Annotated in this window: 15 protein-coding genes; 4 read left to right on the plus strand and 11 right to left on the minus strand. The window is 42.3% G+C overall.

Annotated elements, in window-relative coordinates; all coding sequences use genetic code 11:
- Nucleotides 1-36 precede the first annotated feature (36 nt).
- From BM176_RS11595 to sppA, 3 genes are all read right to left on the minus strand, one after another.
- Complete coding sequence (locus tag BM176_RS11595) at nt 37-579, minus strand: SRPBCC family protein (protein ID WP_090103015.1); 543 nt, start codon at nt 577-579, stop codon at nt 37-39.
- A 25-nt stretch (nt 580-604) separates the two neighbouring features.
- Nucleotides 605-1,708, minus strand: coding sequence for an ABC transporter permease (locus tag BM176_RS11600; protein ID WP_090103017.1), 1,104 nt, complete (start codon nt 1,706-1,708; stop codon nt 605-607).
- A gap of 112 nt (nt 1,709-1,820) precedes the next feature.
- Complete coding sequence (sppA, locus tag BM176_RS11605; RefSeq protein ID WP_090103019.1) at nt 1,821-3,575, minus strand: signal peptide peptidase SppA; 1,755 nt, start codon at nt 3,573-3,575, stop codon at nt 1,821-1,823.
- A gap of 134 nt (nt 3,576-3,709) precedes the next feature.
- Between sppA and folK the strand changes: the two genes are divergently transcribed.
- Nucleotides 3,710-4,207, plus strand: a complete 498-nt coding sequence (gene folK, locus BM176_RS11610) for a 2-amino-4-hydroxy-6-hydroxymethyldihydropteridine diphosphokinase (RefSeq protein ID WP_090103021.1) — start codon at nt 3,710-3,712, stop codon at nt 4,205-4,207.
- Between the two features lie 8 nt (nt 4,208-4,215).
- Nucleotides 4,216-4,839 carry a deoxynucleoside kinase gene (locus BM176_RS11615; RefSeq protein ID WP_090103023.1) on the plus strand — a complete coding sequence of 208 codons (624 nt, stop codon included), beginning with the start codon at nt 4,216-4,218 and terminating at the stop codon, nt 4,837-4,839.
- 143 nt (nt 4,840-4,982) lie between these two features.
- Here the strand turns inward: BM176_RS11615 and BM176_RS11620 are convergent, their stop codons facing one another.
- The gene (locus BM176_RS11620; RefSeq protein WP_090103025.1) at nt 4,983-6,215 is read right to left on the minus strand and encodes a BaiN/RdsA family NAD(P)/FAD-dependent oxidoreductase; all 1,233 of its coding nucleotides are present in this window, start codon (nt 6,213-6,215) and stop codon (nt 4,983-4,985) included.
- A 182-nt stretch (nt 6,216-6,397) separates the two neighbouring features.
- Here BM176_RS11620 and BM176_RS11625 point away from each other — a divergent pair, with 182 nt between their 5' ends.
- A complete protein-coding gene (locus tag BM176_RS11625; RefSeq protein ID WP_090103027.1) occupies nt 6,398-8,845 on the plus strand; it encodes an MG2 domain-containing protein in 2,448 nt (815 codons plus the stop codon).
- Between the two features lie 624 nt (nt 8,846-9,469).
- Here the strand turns inward: BM176_RS11625 and BM176_RS11630 are convergent.
- The 3 genes from BM176_RS11630 to BM176_RS11640 form a co-directional block, all read right to left on the minus strand.
- Nucleotides 9,470-10,675: a hypothetical protein gene (locus BM176_RS11630; RefSeq protein WP_090103030.1), complete on the minus strand. Its 1,206-nt coding sequence runs from the start codon at nt 10,673-10,675 to the stop codon at nt 9,470-9,472.
- Between the two features lie 277 nt (nt 10,676-10,952).
- Nucleotides 10,953-11,270 carry a hypothetical protein gene (locus tag BM176_RS11635; RefSeq protein ID WP_090103031.1) on the minus strand — a complete coding sequence of 106 codons (318 nt, stop codon included), beginning with the start codon at nt 11,268-11,270 and terminating at the stop codon, nt 10,953-10,955.
- A gap of 25 nt (nt 11,271-11,295) precedes the next feature.
- Entirely contained in the window at nt 11,296-12,369 is a 1,074-nt protein-coding gene (locus BM176_RS11640; RefSeq protein WP_090103034.1) for an SGNH/GDSL hydrolase family protein, read from the minus strand.
- A 57-nt stretch (nt 12,370-12,426) separates the two neighbouring features.
- On the opposite strand from BM176_RS11640, the gene BM176_RS11645 reads away from it, so the two are divergent.
- Nucleotides 12,427-12,708 carry a hypothetical protein gene (locus tag BM176_RS11645; RefSeq protein ID WP_090103036.1) on the plus strand — a complete coding sequence of 94 codons (282 nt, stop codon included), beginning with the start codon at nt 12,427-12,429 and terminating at the stop codon, nt 12,706-12,708.
- A 197-nt stretch (nt 12,709-12,905) separates the two neighbouring features.
- Here BM176_RS11645 and BM176_RS11650 read toward each other — a convergent pair whose 3' ends face one another.
- The 4 genes from BM176_RS11650 to BM176_RS11665 all read right to left on the minus strand — a co-directional run bounded on the left by BM176_RS11650 (nt 12,906) and on the right by BM176_RS11665 (nt 19,291).
- The gene (locus BM176_RS11650) at nt 12,906-14,405 is read right to left on the minus strand and encodes a S8 family peptidase (RefSeq protein ID WP_090103038.1); all 1,500 of its coding nucleotides are present in this window, start codon (nt 14,403-14,405) and stop codon (nt 12,906-12,908) included.
- A gap of 230 nt (nt 14,406-14,635) precedes the next feature.
- On the minus strand, nt 14,636-16,450 hold the full coding sequence (locus BM176_RS11655; RefSeq protein WP_090103040.1) for a glycoside hydrolase family 9 protein: 1,815 nt from the start codon (nt 16,448-16,450) through the stop codon (nt 14,636-14,638).
- Nucleotides 16,451-16,661: 211 nt separating this feature from the next.
- Nucleotides 16,662-18,176, minus strand: coding sequence for a pyridoxal phosphate-dependent decarboxylase family protein (locus BM176_RS11660; RefSeq protein ID WP_090103042.1), 1,515 nt, complete (start codon nt 18,174-18,176; stop codon nt 16,662-16,664).
- A gap of 5 nt (nt 18,177-18,181) precedes the next feature.
- Nucleotides 18,182-19,291, minus strand: a complete 1,110-nt coding sequence (locus tag BM176_RS11665) for a Fe(II)-2OG oxygenase family protein (RefSeq protein ID WP_090103044.1) — start codon at nt 19,289-19,291, stop codon at nt 18,182-18,184.
- Nucleotides 19,292-19,323: the final 32 nt, after the last annotated feature.

Here is a 19,323-nt window from a genome sequence, read left to right on the forward strand (position 1 = left end):
ATTTCGCCTATTTTATGAATTATTTACAGAGTCCGTTTAAACTTCTAAATTACGGGTACATGCCCTTTTCAGGTTTTCCAGTCCTCTTTCAAAATCTTTCCCTACCCATTTATCCATCATCATCCCCATCAGCCTGCGTCCCGGATGCTGCCCCATTTCTGCAAAAAGCCCCCAGGTAACCAATGTGCCATTTCTGGCAGGTTCAAAACGGAAATACCCTTTAACCTTACGTTGCTCCATGAACTGCATGTCGAGCCCAATGTATTCGTACAAACGGATTTCTGTAATAGAAAGCATCCCCTTCCGTACCTGCGGGTGTTTGCTTTTCCAGCGAAAATGAGCACCCACACCGCTTTCAACGTCACTATAGGTAAGCTGCATACCCGGATCCAGCTGATGCCAGGGAGACCATCCTTCCCAGTTTTTTAAGATATTAACTTGTTGAAAAACAGCAGTAACGGAAGCAGGTACTACCCTGGTCCTAACCACTTTTACGGTAGAGGGCAAAAACATGCTGATCACAAACAGGCCGGGAATGAGCACAGCCATTGCCCCCAGAATGATATATAGCGCTTGCATACCCAAAAGTTAGGAAAAAATCCGCTTATTCCCAGCGGAATACCTTTGCCGCCACAATATATACTATAATCCCCCAGAGGGTAATCACCCCCAGTTCAAGACCTACATTCCATAAATGCAGCCCCTCAAAGGCGATTTTCCTGAAAGCATCATTCAGATAAGTAAGTGGCATAATCCTGCAAACAGGCTGTAACCAGGAAGGAAATGCGTCTACAGGAACAAAAGTACCAGCCAGCAGGAACTGCGGCAGGGTGATCACATTGGCTATTGGAGGAATGGTACTTTCGCTGGTAGCAATGCCACTTACCACGAAACCGAAACCCATAAATACTGCTACACCAAAAGCAGTCAGAATCAGCATTTCCAGAAACGTGCTCCAGCCATGTACCAGGGTAAAGCCGAAAGCAAAATAGCCGATTCCAATGATCAGGATTGCACCTGCTACCTGGAATACCAGCCGGGCCAGTGCTTCTCCCAATACTATATAAATACGCCGGATGGGCGTAGCAAAGAAACGTTTTAAAACCAGCGTCTGCCGCAGGTTATAAAAAAGGAACGCGGTACTGAACACAGCTGCACTGAGCAGGGAAAAACTCAGCAGTCCGGGCAGAATAAAATCAATCGTTTTATAACGGCGGCCAGGTAGTACTATCATAGGCTCCACTTTGGCAATGGACGCACGTGGATAAAAATTATCATCTGCCTGATAGATAACGCCTCTGAGAATAGAATTAAATAACTGGATTTTGTCAACTGAAGCAGTGGAAGTACTCACTTTTACATTGCAGGAAGGTGCTGCGCCCTGCCGGGGCAGGCTTGTAATACTGATAATCGCGGTGAGATGTCCTTTTTTCAGATCGTCCTGCATTTCGGTAGTAGACTTATCTGTAATCAGCTTCAGGCTTTTTTCTTTCTTCAGGGCCTGAAACACGTAACTGGAAGTATCGGTTCCTTTTTCTACGCCCACTTTGATGGATATGCCATTGTCTCCTATAAAACCGAATACCAGGATAAATACCAGTGGAAAACCCAGACTGAAGATCACTGCCGAGGGACTTCTTAATATCGCTTTCAAACTTGCTTTCGCCATGGCCAGCAAAGCTGTCCATTGGTTATATTTCACCGCCATACTACTAGATCTGTTGCTTAAAAAATCGCGTAAAACTACTATTTGTTTGGGCATTTCCATAAAAAAACCTGCCGGTGGCGGCAGGTTTAAGTAGATTTTAAGTCGGATGAGCCTATTTAATCTCCACATCGTACGGGATTCTTGCCTGTACTTCCCCGCTCATGTTCTGGATCCTTTTCACCTGCTGATACAGGTCATAATTTGTACCCAGTTCTTTTTTAACAGCTTCCATGCTGGCGTCGTCACTGAAACGCTTCATCAGCTTCTCCATCTTGTTCTTTGGTTCAGGATATTCGCGCAAACGGTAAGAAGATACTTTTGCCATCCTTGCGGCGCAGGCAATCGCGTCTTCTATCCCCCCGATTTTATCTACCAGACCAAGTTCTTTTGCCTGGATACCACTCCATACACGGCCCTGGGCAATACTGTCTACCAATGCTCCATTCAGTTTACGTCCATCCACCACACGGCCTTTAAAAGAACGGTAAATGCTATCCACAGAATTCTGCATGAATTTCTTCTCTGCTTCTGTCAGCGGACGGGAAGCTGTTCCCAGATCGGCATACTGTGCTGTTTTCACACCATCAAACGTTATCCCCAGTTTATTCTTAAAGAAACTTTCCATGTTCGGAACAATGGCAAATACACCAATAGAACCGGTAAGCGTATTCGGCTGTGCAAAAATAGAATCTGCCATGCAGGAGATATAATAACCACCGGAAGCAGCATAATCGCCCATCGATACCACTACAGGTTTAGCTCTCTTAGCCAGTTCCAGTTCCCTCCAGATGGTTTCAGATGCCAGTGCACTACCACCGGGAGAGTTCACCCTGAATACAATTGCTTTAATGGATTTATCCTGCCGTGCCTTGCGGATCAGTTTCAGATAATTACCACTGCTGATAGTAGTTTCGTCATCATCATCACCTCCTTTAATATCTCCCTGCGCATAGATCAGCGCTATTTTACTGTCGCCATCCTTATATTCGGAAGAACCGGTGTTATCATAATCTTTCAGCGAAATAAAGTTCACTTTGTCATCTCCATTCAGTCCCAGCTTTCCTTTTATCTCATCCATTACCTGGTCGTCGTATTTCACTCCGTCTACCAGTTTGTATGTAGCAGCATCATTTGCCGTCTGGATTAATCCCTCATTGGCATAACGGTGTAAGGTAGCCGTATCAATTTTACGGGATGCGCCGATCCCATTCAGGAAGTTGCTGTACAGTTCACTCAGGTAAGCGGTTGTCTGGATACGGTTGGCCACCGTCATCTGTGTTTCACGCAGAGGTTCAGTAGCACTTTTGAAACGGCCATCGTAAAAGATCTGTGGCTGGATCTCCAGTTTTTCCAGTGTTCCCTTCAGGAACATCAGCTGGCTGTAGAAACCACCAAAGTCTATACCTCCTTTTGGATGTACATATACTTTATTTCCGAGAGAAGCCATATAGTAAGCCTGCTGGCTCATTACCTCTCCGTAGGCATAAATGAATTTGCCGGATTCTTTGAATTTCAGCAATGCATTACGTAACTCTTCATTGGTAGCAAAACCATTTACATTGTTATCTGCCTTCAGGTAAATACCCTTTATATTATCATCTTTTGCCGCTTTTTCCAATAAACGGATAACATCAAATAATCCGGGTATTGACTGGGGACCACCACTTAGCAGAGCTATCGGATTCTCACTCTTTACTTCATGATATGGCTGACTGGTTTCAACTACCAGCACCGTATTCGGTTCTATGGTCAGTTGCGGCGTTGTAAGTGCCTTACCTATTAGTGCGGATAAAACAATGAATCCTATAACTATCAGTACAATAAAAGCCAGTAATGTGGCAAAGAATATTTTAAAAAAACTACGCATTGGTTACATATAAATTTAATAGTCAATCAGATAGTAGATAAAAATAAGCAGACTTAGATACCCGTAAAAGGCGATTGTCCACTCACTTTTCCCAAAAATAAAGAATATGTCTACTTTTGGGCTGTTGAAGATACATGAATAAAGCAATATTACTTATAGGCGGTAACCTTGGCGACCGTACCAATCACCTGAAACAGGCGGTAGAACAAATAAATATGCTGGTGGGGAAGGTAGAAAATATTTCTGCTTTGTACGAAACTGCGGCATGGGGTGTTGTGAAACAACCGGATTATCTGAACCAGGGATTATTGGTATCGACAGAAATGGATGCACTCACCCTGTTGCATACCGTATTGGAGATAGAACGCAAAATAGGACGTATCCGTCAGCAGAAATGGGGAGCCCGCGTTATTGATATAGACATCATCTTCTATAATGACGATGTTATGAATCTGCCGGAATTGAAAATTCCACATCCTCAACTGCAGTACAGGCAATTTGTATTGATTCCTTTGCTCGAAATCATACCCGACTGGCAGCATCCGGTGTTACATAAAACCATCCGTACATTATTGGAACAGTGTACAGATCCATTGCCTGCAAAGAAATATACTCCGGAAAAAGTGCATTAAAAGAAAGAATGAACTACAGATACATTACGATAGAAGGGAATATTGGTGCAGGTAAAACTACACTGGCAAACAAGCTGGCGAAACATTACAATGCAAAGATTATACTGGAAGAATTTGCAGAGAATCCCTTTCTGCCCAAGTTCTACGAAAAGCCACAACAATATGCTTTTCCGTTAGAGTTATTCTTCATGGCAGAACGTTATAAACAATTGAAAGATCTGTTACAATCGCAGGATATGTTCCGCAATCTTGTTGTATCTGATTACCTGTTTATTAAAAGCCTGTTATTTGCTAAAATAAATCTGAAGGAAGAAGAATACAGCCTGTACCAGAAATTATTTGAGATCATCAATCCGCAGTTAATGCAGCCGGACCTGCTGATTTTCCTGAATGCTCCAATTAATAAGTTACAACAGAATATCAAAACACGCAACCGCTCCTACGAACAGCAAATTGCCGATGAGTATCTCGTAAGTGTGCATGAAATGTATATGCAGTACATCAGGCAACATCCAATTCGTACATTAATGGTAGATATGACGAAAACAGATTTCCTGAAGAATCCCGGCGATTTTGATTTATTACTCCAGGCACTGGAAAAAGATTATGAACCGGGTATTCACTATCTATAAGGTTTATCTCATTTGGCATGGGCGTAGCGCACGAATCAGGCGTAAATGTAAAAATGGGAGCAAATGCTAATAAATTATATAAGAAAAGGAGCATAAAGGGCGTTTTGTTATTAATATAAAGTAACAAAATGCCCTTTCCCCTATTAACCCTGTTTAGAGCTGATACTATTAGCAGCAATCCACCCGCTGGTCCACGCATGTTGAAAATTAAACCCGCCGGTAATACCATCCACATCCATCACCTCCCCCGCAAAATAAAGGTTTGGAGCCAGTTTGCTTTCCATCGTGGCAGGATCTATCTCCGATAACAGAATACCTCCACAGGTTACAAATTCTTCTTTATAGGTGGTTTTCCCTTTTACGGAGCATTCCATTGCTACCAACTGTTTTACAAGGCGATTCTGTTCTTTTGCCGGCGCATCTGCCCAACGGGTATCTTCTGTAAGACCGGATTGCAGCAACAGGAACTGCCAGAGCCGCTGTGGAAGTCCAAACGGATTCCTGGTGGACATTTTTTGTCCACCCAAAGAGAAGCGCAATTCCTGCATATCTTCCCGCAGGCTGTTCTCATTATAGGTGGGCAGCCAGTTCACCACCACTGTGAAATTATATTGCAATGCCGCCAGTTCTCTAGCGCCCCAGGCTGAGAGTCGCAAAATTCCCGGACCGCTCATACCCCAGTGTGTAATTAGTAATGGGCCACGCTCCTGCAGTTTGGTACCGGCAATTTTTACATGCGCTTCGCCCACACTTACCCCCATCAGTTCTGTAATGGGATTACCAGGCATATTAAAGGTGAACAGCGAAGGCAACGGCGGTACTATCTGATGGCCTGTAGCCTGCAGCCAGGAAAATTTGTCCGCCTGAGCGTATCCACCGGCAGCCACACATACGTAGTCGGTTTCCAGTGTTCTGCCATCCTGCAGATTGATGATCCAACCGGCACTGGTCTGACTCAATGCTGTAACGGCTGTGCTCATCTCGATTTTAACGCGATACCTGTCGGCTTCCCGTAGCAGGCAGTCTATGATGGTTTGGGAGCTATCGGTATCGGGGAACATGCGGCCATCCGGCTCAGCTTTCAGGGTAACTCCTCTTTCTTTGAACCATTCTATGGTATCGGGCACAAAAAAGCGATTAAATGCCTTTTTCACAAAATGCTGCCCTCTGGGATAATGTTTGGACATATATGATATATCCGGGGCATTATGCGTTACATTACAACGCCCTCCACCTGAAATTTTGACTTTAGAGAGTAGTTTGTTGCTTTTCTCTATCAATTTGATTTCCAATGCAGGAAATAATTTTGCAGCATTAATTGCGCAAAAAAAACCGGCTGCGCCACCCCCAATTACAACTAATTTCTTGTTTATCATCGTTTTAACTTCATCAACGCATTCCTGCTATTGCGTAACTCGCATTTTTTCTGTAAAATAATTCAAAGATTTCACACGCTAATTTGTTAATAATTAATAACATTATTTGCATATATTATTTTTTCATACTATTTTGCATATTATATTTTTTGATACTATATTGTCGAAAATAATTGTTCCACATGCAATCTGTGAAATCAAAGAAAAGAAACCGTTTAAAGTGGCTGCTCCCAGTCTGTCTGATGGGTATAACAGCTGCCCTTGCATTTTATCCGGCCGATGAATGGCAGGATAAGATAACTCAAACCCTGGAGCAGTATAGCAAACGCTTCCCCCAGGAGAAAGTTTATCTGCAACTGGACAAGGATTATTATGCCGCCGGAGAGACCTTGTGGTTCAAAGCCTATGTTATGTTACAAGGCCAGCCTTCCCTCTCAGCTACAAATCTGTATGTTGAGCTGGTAGACAAATCTGGAAACGTAGCGTTAAAGAAAATATTGTCTATTGGCGGCGGTACTGCTTCCGGCGCATTCGAAATTCCGGAATTAGTAAAAGCAGGACAATACCAGGTTCGTGCCTACACTGCATGGATGCTGAACTTCGATGCCGAATTTCTGTACTACAAAAACATTGAGATTTTTGATCCGTCAAAAAACGCCGTGCAACCAGGTGGATCTAAAACAGGCAACGACTTTGCCGTACAATTCTTCCCTGAAGGTGGTAACCTCATATCCGGCATAGCTGGCCGTGTGGCATTCAAAGCAATCGATCAGAACGGTTTTCCGCAGGATGTGAACGGTATCGTTCAGAACCTGAAAGGCGAAACTGTAGCACTCGTTAAAACAACACATGATGGCATGGGTATGTTTGACCTGACTCCTATAGCCGGGGAAACATACAAAGCACTTGTACAGACTTCTAAGGGACAAAAAACTGTATTGTTACCGCTGGTAAAAACTGCGGGGGTGGGACTAAAAATATTTAACAAAGGAACACGCGTATTCTATCAGACTATTCCTGCAACTAAAGATAATCCTGTATATAATAACATGATGATTGTTGCACAAATGCAACAGCACATTGTATACAAAGCTAAACTGAATGCCGCTGAAGGCCAGATGAGTGGTTTCGTTCCAACAAAAGATCTTCCTTCCGGTATTATTCAGTTCACCATCTTCAACAGTGAAGGTTTGCCAATGGCTGAAAGGCTGGCATTCGTGAGAAAAGCAGATGCACTTCCGCTTGTTATTCAGAACACTACTATCAACAATCAGCCAAGACAAAGGAATGTACTGGAACTGAAAGTACCTGATACTTTACTTACCAGTTTATCAGTTTCCATTACAGATGCTGACCAGGTAGTAAAAGATGAAGATGAAAACAACATTCTTTCCAACCTGTTACTGACTTCCGATATCAAGGGTTACATTGCGAATCCTTCACAATATTTCAAGGATATGGAACCGGCTACTTTAAGTAACCTGGATCTGATCATGATGACTAACGGATGGAGAAGGTTCAGCTGGGAAAAAATCCTGCATAACTACTTACCGGATATCAAATACCACTACGAACAGGGTCTGTTGCTTAAAGGTGTTGCTACTATCAACAAAGGAACTACACCAATGGCAAACGGTAAAATCGACTTTATCCTGAAACAGCCGATAGATACTTCTACCGCGTTCTCTTCTGTTACTACCAACGATAAAGGTGAGTTTGCTGTAGACCGTCTGCAATTTGTAGATACTATCAACGTATTCTACCGTGCAAATGATCCAAACAAAACATGGAAAGATGTGGATGTGAAGTTTGATCCTCATTTCTTTGATAAGAATACTCCGGTTACACTGCCTTATCCATTCAGGGAGCCAGCTGTGATCGATAATACTGTACTGCGCAGCTTCCTTTCTACTGTAGCAGAAAGCAATGCAGTGAACAAATCTATCGCACAGAAACCTATCTTCCTGCAAGAGGTAAACGTACGTGAAAAACGCCTTAGAAGAGCACAGAACACTCAGGACCGTTATACTACTGGTATGTTCGCTGCGGGTGATGGTTATGGATTTGACCTTACCCACGATGAACCAAGTGCATTCACAATCTTCCAGTACCTGCAGTCAAAAGTTGCCGGCCTGACCATCAATACTACCGACGTAAGCAAACCAGCCCTGCTGTGGCGCGGTGGTTCACCGGTATTATTCCTGAATGAAATGCCTTCAGATATCAATATGCTGAATAACATCAGCATCAGTGATGTGGCTTACATTAAGGTACTCCGTCCTACATTCGTAGGTGGTTTCGGAGGAAGCAGCGGTGCGATAGCGGTTTATTTAAGACGTGGTGGCGACAGCAAAGCTGACGTAGATACCCGCGGCTTCGATAAATACAGAAAGAACGGTTATAACATCGTGAAAGAATTCTATGCACCTGATTACACAGTGCGTAAAGACATTCACATCCTCCAGGATAAAAGGCTTACCCTTTACTGGAATCCAAACCTGATAGCAGATACTCTGACACATACGGCTAAGATCTCCTTCTACAACAATGACTTCACAAGACGTTTCCGCGTAGTGATCGAAGGCATGGGTGAAGATGGTACACTGGGGCATGTAGAACAGCTTTACTAGTTTCACAGACAATAGTAAACACAGATAAGTCCATAGTTAATAGATGTTCATTCAGTATTTTAATTACTGAGCCATCTATCAGCTATGGACTTTTTCTATTGAGCAATTCCTGATAATTAATACCCCGGATCAATCAAACTCCACCATATCCCCGCTTACGCTCCCATCAATATTATATCTTCCTGCCATTATAATGAAAGATTCCGTTATGATGAAAAAACATCTTCATCTTTTATATGTGTGAACCATAAAGTTTAGCAGAAGTCCTTTATAAATATCACGGTTATAACGTTGTCATCTATACGTTTTATTATAATATAGGCCTATAAAAAAAAGCAGGGTCTTTAACATCGGATTAACAATAAAAACATTTTTTACAACTAAGTTTGTATTGATAAAAGCAAAAGCACGTTGTCCTTAACTTCCAGGCCTCTCACAGCATACGTAGGTTGTGAGAGCTTGGGGGTCAGGGTTTTTAATGAACGGGATTTGTTATTTATTTCCTTACCTACAGAAGAAAAATATTCAAGGGGACAGTATTCAAATTCATCAAAACAATCAAAAACCAACCACAAAAAAAGGGCTCTGATTAATATCAGAACCCTTTTTACTTTTCATTTGTTTTTAGTCTTTCAGCTTATGTAGATACGTAGATAACTTAAATAATAATTCATCCTGCAAACCTGCACGCAGTTTAGCTTCTTCCTCTGAGATACCCAGACGGCGCAAACGCTGATAAGAGCCGTAAGAGCTACCTATCAGTTCAAGACACTCCTGGATCTTTTGTTTCACTTCCACTTCTTTACTTCTCTTCTCAAATTCTTTCTTTGAAAGAATCTTTTCTACAAAGAATAAATTGTCTTTATCCTCTACCCATTTCTGTCCATGCCTGTGCTGTGGTTTATATATTTCCAGGTAACAATTATCCAATGTTAGCTGTTGTCCAAACTCTACGCGTAAATCAATTACCGTAGGTTTTTCCCTTCCGGTATCTGCCAGTTTCTTTTTAATGAAATTACTGATCTCTGTTCCCAGTTCGCCTGCACTCATCAATACCTGATTCAGTTCAGAAAATTCAAGGATCACGGTAATATTGTTATATCGTGAGCCTGCTTTTAACTTACCTATCAGGCTGGGAGTATCCTGTTCATCAAACACAATATCTTCTACCTGGATCTTCGTAACCGAACGGAAGTTTGGTGTATACCCTTCAGATGCTGGCGTTGCTTTCTTATTAGGTGCTTTGGAAGCATCCTGCCGGCGGGTATATTGTACAAACTCGTCTACAAAACGGAGATCCTGATCTTTCACCTCCCTATACAGTTCATGCGTGGTGTAATGAATGATCTTACTGAGCAGCAGCACATCGTTCCAGCTATCGGCGTGCTGTACCTTTTTCAGTTCTTCCAGTACATCTGCCGCAGGCATGTTACGGCGGTACAATAATTCACCTACCAGGAAAATGGAATACTCATTAACCGGGTAGCCTAATTCAGGAAGCAGGTCGTACGGACTCCGTTTTTGGTCCCTTGCCTGACCCAATTGGTCTATATCAGACACAACAGGCGCCAACAGGTACTTCCGGGCCGCTTCCTTTAACTTTTTACTTACATAATCCAGCAGATGATCATTTACCTGGCTGTGACTCACAAAATCATGTAAAATCTGCACAAACCGTTTGGATGTTGGCAAGCCAAACTGTAGCAGAATATCATTCTCCATCTCTGGCGCAGCCGCTCTGCCTGCAGCTTTTCTGCCGGTTTTGGTGCGCGTTTCCTGCTGCTGGCAGTGCTGATAGTATTCCTGTAATTTCAGTTTAAGCTTATCCATATATTTATCTGATTAAATTCAACATAGTTACCCCTGCCCCTTTGCAGAGCACGCCAGAGAATTCCATAGAAATCAATGCATGCGCCCGCTTAGCAGATACAATTGCTTGTTTTACAATAAGTTATTTAATGGGAGTAATGTTAGTAATCTAATGGGAAGAATGCAAATCTACACATTTTCGGATAAGGAGCCAAAGGAAAATGCAAAAGATGGGTTTCAGGGCTAAATAAGCTATAAAGGAACAGTCCGGTCGGATTATACCGCCGGACTGTTGTTCTCAATGCATCAGGGCATTATATTCTTTTAACGTCATTACCTTTTTTATCACATACGCAGTATCAAGAAAGAACACACGCTGAGATACTGTCATCTCTCCTGCCTTATTCTTTTCGCGGTATAAATGACTGATATGATAAGGATACCCGGAAATGCTGTCCTTTTCTATCTTCTCAAATTCAATGCCCTCATAAGTATGTGGATTGATTGAATTTGCAAGCATATATGCTTTCACATTGTTCTCTGCTTTTTCCTGTGGTGTAATACCCGTACAGGAGAATAAAGTTGCCAGCAGTAATCCTGAAAAAACCTTTTTCACATGGAAATTTTAGCTGTTACGGTAATTACCATTTTATTTTCTGATCTATAAAGCGGATCAGATCTTTTGCCATGGCAGCCTGTTCGGCTGCACTGGGGTGCCCACCTGTATTTTTATATCCGAAAGAATGGGTATAAATGCGCTTATCCTTTAACCCGGCCACCGCTTTCTCAATATATCCAAACCAGGGGGCTTCTTTCCGGGCTGCATCCATACTGCCCAGCGCACAAATGATCGATGCCTTCGGGTACTTTGCCCGGATGGATTCCACGAGTTTACGGTATGCAGCTATAATCTGGTCCGGTCCGGGGGCCTTATCCCCAAAACGGGCTTTAAATTCAGCATGCTCTGGCTTTAAAACAATCCAGGAGTCATTCTGAAAAAGATTAATAACCACCACATCCGGCGTATATTTCGAAAAGTCCCATTTACTGCTGGAATCCATCGGGTCCAGCCGGTCGTACATCTCAGGCATAATCAGCGGAAACCAGCTCACCAACACCCCGATTCCGCTTTTTGAGATGGAGGAAAATTCTGCATCATAATGCCTTGCTGTAATAGCGGCATAACTAATATACCCATTTTCGTAAGGAGCAGTTCCCCGGTCTTGTCCGGTAGTATCCTCCACTGCATAACCACAGGTAATGGAATTGCCGTAGAATTCAATTTTCCTCTTTTTCACAGCGGGAGCCGGCAGTATCCTGCTATTATCATCCAGGGAAAACTGATAGAACCATGTTTTCCCCATCCCCCATTCAGTACGTTTATACAGTTCCAGGCTGTGTTTACCTGCCGGTAATCCTTTCACCAGCGTATACACCTGTGTGGTAGTATCCGGATGAATAATACCTACCACCTTATTATCGACAATCACATTATATGAATTCTCGCCCCTTTCATCCTTTAGCGTGGCTTTAACACCGGTTCCGCTAAAGTTGATCTTTACAGATGTTCCTGACCAGGAAAGCTCCGCTGCTGCTGCTTTTAATGCCACCCTTCCCATATAATGAATATGCGGATCATCACTTTTTATAACAGGTTGCTGTGCCTTACAGGTTACAACCGCAAATAACAAGAAAATAAAATAAAGCCTTTGCATAATATGAACTTACAAAATTTATCGGGATAATGGTCTCGTTTTTGTGCTAAAAATAATATGGTAAGAGTTTATTTCAACCCTGATTATACACTGGCCTCTCCAATGACAAACGGGGAAGTAAAGATGGAAAATCTACAGCACATTGCTGATGTGGATGCATCAGACCTGAGAACAGCTTTCGAGATCTGCCAGAATACCGATACTCCCTGGACGGAGCAACAGGAAGTAAATCCAGAACCTGCTGTGGCAGAAGGCACCCGTTCAATCGCTCCGGGCGATGTACTGGAACTGGATGGGGAATGGTACCTGGTGGGTGCTAATGACTTCCAGAAGATCTGACCGGGATCATTAATTGAATAGAGAAAAAGTCATCCTTCGTTCATCCTTCGTCTTTTAACGAAGGATGAACGAAGGATGACTTTTTCCCGTCTCCTTTAACGATGATGTTTTTTAAAAAACCTGGCATATCTCTACCAAACAAAAAGAGGCCAACCTGATTACAGGCGACCTCTTCTTTATGCTATAGTTGATATTAATTAATAGTTGACAGCTTTTCCTGCATTTACCTGTCCGTTTCCGAAATAGGCATCTTTACCATGAACTCCATAATCTGTAGATGATTGTTTTAATATCAGATCTACCAATACCGGATGGATCTTATGATGTTTACCATATATCAATGCTATTACACCGCTAGCTGCGGGTGCGGCCATACTGGTTCCTGCAGCCCAGCCATAATAGTATGTATTGGAAGCCTCATCCCAGTAACCGATATTGAAAACGAAATCGAACACATATTCATAGTTTACGATACCTCCTACATCTACAATCGTAGTATTTGGAGGAAGCGCATAATTACCACCGGGAGCACCATAAGAAATGAATGCCTTACCGTAGTTGGTAAAGATAGATGGTATATATAAAGTAGTATCCTGGTTAATACCCCAGCCCAGCGGACCATTAGATGCGATAGATAATACACCGAGAGCGGCAGCAGGGTAAGTAATAAACCTTTTCTCTGTATCATAATTATAACCATCATTACCGGCAGCAGCTACCACGGTGGTACCACGCAATGTAGCATACAGGGTGGTCCTGTTTAAAGCCAGCACCAGGTCTTTTATGTCCCTGTCATATTCTACTACATAATCATCAGAAGGATCATCAGGTGTACCATTATCATCAGTATAAGTTTTGCGTGGTAATTCTCCACCCAAACTCATATTAATAACATCTGCACCGTGATTAACAGCATAGAAAATCCCGTCAATAATACCGCTGAAAGGGCCATTACCTGCATCAGACAATACTTTCACCAGTATTAACTTCGCTTCGGGAGCTATCCCTACTACCCCACGTGCATCATCCAGTGCGGCAATAGTTCCGGCAACATGTGAACCATGACTGAAGCCTGCAGCGCCATGATACTGCGCTTCTTCTCCTTCAATAAAACTGTGGCTCAGAATAATGTTAGGAGCAATATTGGGTTCGTTCAGTAAAAAACCACCATCCAGTACTGCTACTGTGGCACCTTTACCCTTATATCCTTTCTGCCAGGCCTGTGGTGCCTTTACCGAATTAAGCCCCCACTGCAGGAAACTGTAAGGATTATTAACTGCCACAGCTGCTGATTTAGCAGATAAAGGAGTCGTCGTACCAGGGGTATACCGTACGTCTGAACGGTAGGTTTTGCCTGGCAGCCGCCAGTTCATTTTTACATCTACTACTACTGACTGCACACCTGCAACCAGCCTTGCCTTTGCAGGGAAAGTAGGATCCGGGGTCTGTACACGGATTAAACCTAATTCCTGAATGGCTTCTTTAAACTTGAATTTTTTAACGCCTAACTGAGTGAGGCTCTCTGAAATACTCTCCAGTTTAACACCTTCTTTGGCAATAATAACAAATCCTCTGTCCGGGGGCTTGTTCAAAAGAGTGCTTTTTCCTGTAATAGTTCTTGGTTCCTTGCTACAGGATACTAAAATCAGCAGCATCACCAACGGCAACGCGAAGTGGAATAGTCGATTTTTCTTCATAGCGATTCGTATTAAATGATTAACAAAATGAATTATGAAACGGGGTATTATTATTTTACACAGATTGCTTGCTAAGGGTCTTAATAATTCTGTTCTATTGCTACATAAGGGTCAATGAATTTACTCAAATAATTCAGATTTTTCAATATTTTATCAAATACGACAAAAAAAAAGGTCGTCTCTTATGCTTTAAACATAAGAGACGACCTTTCAAGAAACAATAAATTAAATTAATTAACAGCTATTGCCAGCAGGTACCATGCAGCATGCGGTAACCACTGTTCTGCCCAACGCCAGTCGTAGTCTTTTCCAGTACTGGCATATGAGAGATTGAAATCAATATCATCTTCGTTTGCCAGTCCGGAGGTAATACCATTAACAATACCACCTGGTGCATTAGTATATTCAAATGTTCCAAAGAACCCATAGGCGGGATTGTTATGCCCTGTGCCCTGTAACATACAGGCATCATAAGGATTAAGCCCAAGAATCCAGTTCAGTTGGTTCAGCGCAAAATTGTCCAGTTTATCATGCAGCACTTTATCTTCCTTAAATAATTGAGAGGCCATTCTTGCAGCAACGGCTACTGATCCAAGCCTTGCATTCTCTCCCTGCCACCAGGGCGATGCTTCACTGCCATGAGGAAAGAAAAAGGTACTTTTCCTGTTGCCAGCAGTATCTTCTGTGTATTGCCTGCTGTATCCAAACGGGTTATTTACTTCTGCAGTAAGAGCAAGTTCATACTGCATGCTCTTTCTCACAGTCTCCTTTACTTTCAGTTGCAGATCCGCAGATGCTATTGTATAAAAATTCAAAAGGCTGATGACAGGTAAACCGGCATCTGATGGATGAAAGAATGGCCTGTCTTTGTCATCTGCCCTGAAGTAACCCCTCACAGTAAGTCTACCCATCAGTTGATTGGCTCGCTTATTAGCGGCCTTCAGATATTCACTTTTTTTTGTGGCTTTATACAATTCTGTAGCAGCACTCAAAGCACAATAATCATCTACAATATTCTCTTTTTTATCATTCGTCATCAGCACATTTTCTTTTTCAAGGAAAACAAAGGCTTCTTCCGCTGCTTTCAGATAAGCAGCATTACTGAATTCACCGGATGTATCATAGGTGGAAGCAATAGCCAGTGCGGCAATAGAAAGCCCTGCACCGGAACGGTAGCTGGACTGGTAACTTCTCCAGTTGTTTGCCTCATCCCTGCCACTATAAGATTGATCTTTTGATTGTTTAATCCTGTAACCTTTATCTTCTGCACGGATCACACGGTCCTTAGCCATTTTTCCCGGTCCGGGAGCAGAAACAGAGCGATAAAATGATCCATTGGGTGCTTTGAGGCGAACAAGATAATCAGCGCCATACATCGCTTCATCCTGTACACGTCTTAAATATTGTCGGTAGTCTGTTCCCGGCTTTTGTTTTAAGAGATCATAAGTATGCAGTAAACTCCATACCGTAAGTGAAATCTGCTGAGGATTAAAATAGGTAGAAAAAGAAAGATGCGAAAGGTGTTTTCCATAATCTCCGGTTGCATCATACCAGCCACCATGTGCATCTATAGTATCTGTTGTTTTGCCGGAGAGTAAAAGGTGATGATCTGCCTGATCAAGCAAACCAGAACTTCTTTGTCCTTTAAAATAATAAATAACATCTGAAATTGTAGCCTGTTCCAGCAGATTTTTATTAATACTGAAAGGATAAGAAATAACCTGTTTCCCGGCTACTACCACACTCAGGTAATAATTGCCAAACGTTTTATAATCACTGAAATCAATAGTCCAGAAAAGCCAGTGTTTCCATTTATCTACCGGACCGCTATACGCAACTTTTCCGGTATATACTTTCTTACCTGTTACAGCATCCACTAACTCAAAATTACCAATAGCCTGTTTAGACTCGGCCATCACAATGGCCTGTTTGGATTTGCTGTATTCATACCCCACATGGTTGGTAATTACCTTCACCGATTGGGCTATAAGCATACCCGGTAGTAACAACAGTAAAATTAAGGTCAGCCTTATCGAAAAGTTCATAGTTTGTAATTTTTCCGGTAGACAATAAATATGTACCCTAAAATAAACCAATGAACTGAATGTTTTTAAAATAATGATGAGCGGTCTGTTGAATTAATGTCAACATATCGTCTGGAATACCGGAGGACTCAGGTGGGTAATTGCGGACCGCAGACAATACCCAATGGGTACAGTCCGCAATCCCACCTGAATCTAAAGTGACAACATTCCACTATAAATCTTTCACATAATCTTTCCCGCATTCTTTAATGGCCGTGAGAATATGCCGGATATCATCAATGGTCGTTAATGGATTCAGTATAGTAAACTTCAGGTAGAATGCCTGGTTTACTTTTGTGCTGGCAAGTAAAATTTCGCCACTGAAGAATAACGCCTTTTTGATATACTGATTCACCTCACAGGGATTAGCCGTCATATCAGCCGGATAATAACGGAATACAAGTACTCCAAGGTCTGAATGACTTAACAGCTTAAATGCACCATCCTCTTCTATCATACAGGCGGCTTTCTCCGCAGTTTCTATGATCGTATCGGTATAAGCACCCAGTTGCTGCTTACCCATCAACCGCAAAGTAAACCATAGTTTCAACGCATCAAATCTGCGTGTACTCTGCGTAACGGATTTATTGATCTGCGCTGGCAGCTCGTCATAATCCTGTTCTTTAGGATTCAGATAATCAGCATGATGCTTAATAAGGTTCAGATGCAGTTTATTCTTTACCAGGAAAGCACTGCTGCTGATAGGCTGGAAAAAAGACTTATGATAATCAACCGTCACAGAATCCGCCAGCTCTATCCCATTTAGCAGGTAACGGTATTTATCGGATAACAGCAACCCACAGCCATAAGCGGCATCTATGTGGAACCATAATTTATACTTACCTGCAAGACGGCCAATTTCCTGTAATGGATCCATATTCCCAAAGTCTGTAGTACCAGCAGTAGCAACGATAGCAATAGGAATATTTCCCAACTCCAGCTCTTTTTTAATAGCTGCTTCAAGCTTCACCGCATTCATACGGAAACGGTTATCTGTATCAATCTTTATAATGGCTTGTTCACCCAGTCCCAGTAAAGAAGCATTCTTCTGATTACTGAAATGCGCCTTATCCGACACAAAGATCCTGAACCGGGAAGCCTCTGCCGGGCAGCCATCCATCTTGATATTATGCCCCAGGAATTCGAGTGCATAATAATCCCTTGCCAGCAATAAGCCCATCATATTACTTTGAGATCCACCGCCGGTAAACACGCCATCACAGGCAGTATCAAACCCAATCTGCGCACCTGTCCAGTCAATCAGTTTACGCTCCATAAACGTACCTCCGGCACTCTGATCGTAAGTGTCCTGCGAAGAATTGATTGCACTGATAATTACTTCCGCAGCCAGCGCAGGTATCACTACAGGGCAGTTCAGATGTGCAATGTATTGTGGCAAATGAAAGGCAGTAGCATGTTTGATATAGAGCGTATTCACTTCCTCAAGAAGGCTCTCGTAATCGGGCAGCGGTGTATCAAAATCAATGGTATTAAATTGTGCCAGCAGCGCTGCAGGTGTTATACCACTAAAAGGTTTTTTATTGTTTTGCAGAAAAGATGATACACTTTCTCCCGCAGCAGTAATAGCCGCACGGTACTCCTGTTCTGTTCCTGCGTAAAAGAGATCCTTATAAAAAGTATCATCTGTCTTATCCTGTAAGACTGCCAAAGTTTGTTGTTCTTGCATATTATTTATTTTTTAAACAGGCTACCGTAATGTTCTTCCATAATCAGGTAAGGATCATCTGTATGGGCAACAGACTGTATGTTAATAAGGCTGGTTTTACTCATCATCCTTAACATCATTCTTCTTTCACATTTTACCATTACCCCGTTCTCCTTTCTGAATCCGGCTAAAAAGGCATTGCGGCCATGTGCACATAAATGATTATTGACAAAAATCAGATCTCCTGCATCTGGTACATAATCGTTATAAATCAGCGGTTGAGCTTCTTCCCAGAAGTTAACAAGATGCTCCATCGCTTCAGGCGACTGATCTGCCTGTTCGTTATAGATCTGTTCTGCTGCATCAAATCGTATAAAAGGTCTTGCTTCATTGCCATATAAAACCGATGTAGTCACATCTTCTCCCTGGAAATCTTCCAGCGCATAGTTTGCATCCTTAGGACATTTATAAATAGGTTTGAACAATGCTTTCAGGTTATCATTCATCTCACCGTGAGAACGGATAGAATACAATGAAGAGGGTACTCCTTCTTCATTCCGCAGGAAAAGAAAACTCAAAAAATCTGCCTGGTTAAACAAAAAAGCATCTTCTGTATGTACAAACAGATCTGTTTTTGAACCAGAACCTGTTTGCGTATAACTCATTTTCTCATCCGGGATCACGGCATGTATTAACCCGCCTCCTTTGCGTTGGGCAAAATACTGCACTGGTTTCGATGGCACTACCCCATGCAATAAGGAACTGATAAAGCCATACCGGTATAATTTAGCAGGATCCATCTGCTGCCATGAAGAAGGTGTAGGACCAAGATCTTCCTGATCTACATGGATCAATCCCTTAAAGATGATAGCACCATATTGCGCAGCAGAAAAATCTGTTCCAAAATTACTTAGGATCTTCACTATCCGTTCAGGTAATAACTGAAAAGCATTCAAATGTAATTCCGAAATATAAGCGGGGTTTTCACAGCTGCCAAATTCACGCACCAGCATATCGCCAACAACATTTATTCTATTAGCTTCTCTGGGGGTGATCTGAATAACTAAAGGGCTCAAAGGAGGTGGCACGATCGTATTGACGGCGTGGCCATTCATCTCCATATAAATGGGTTTCATATATCACTATTTTAATGGGGGGATTAATAATT

The organism is Chitinophaga sp. CF118 (genome assembly GCF_900112615.1).
Classification (GTDB): Bacteria; Bacteroidota; Bacteroidia; order Chitinophagales; family Chitinophagaceae; genus Chitinophaga.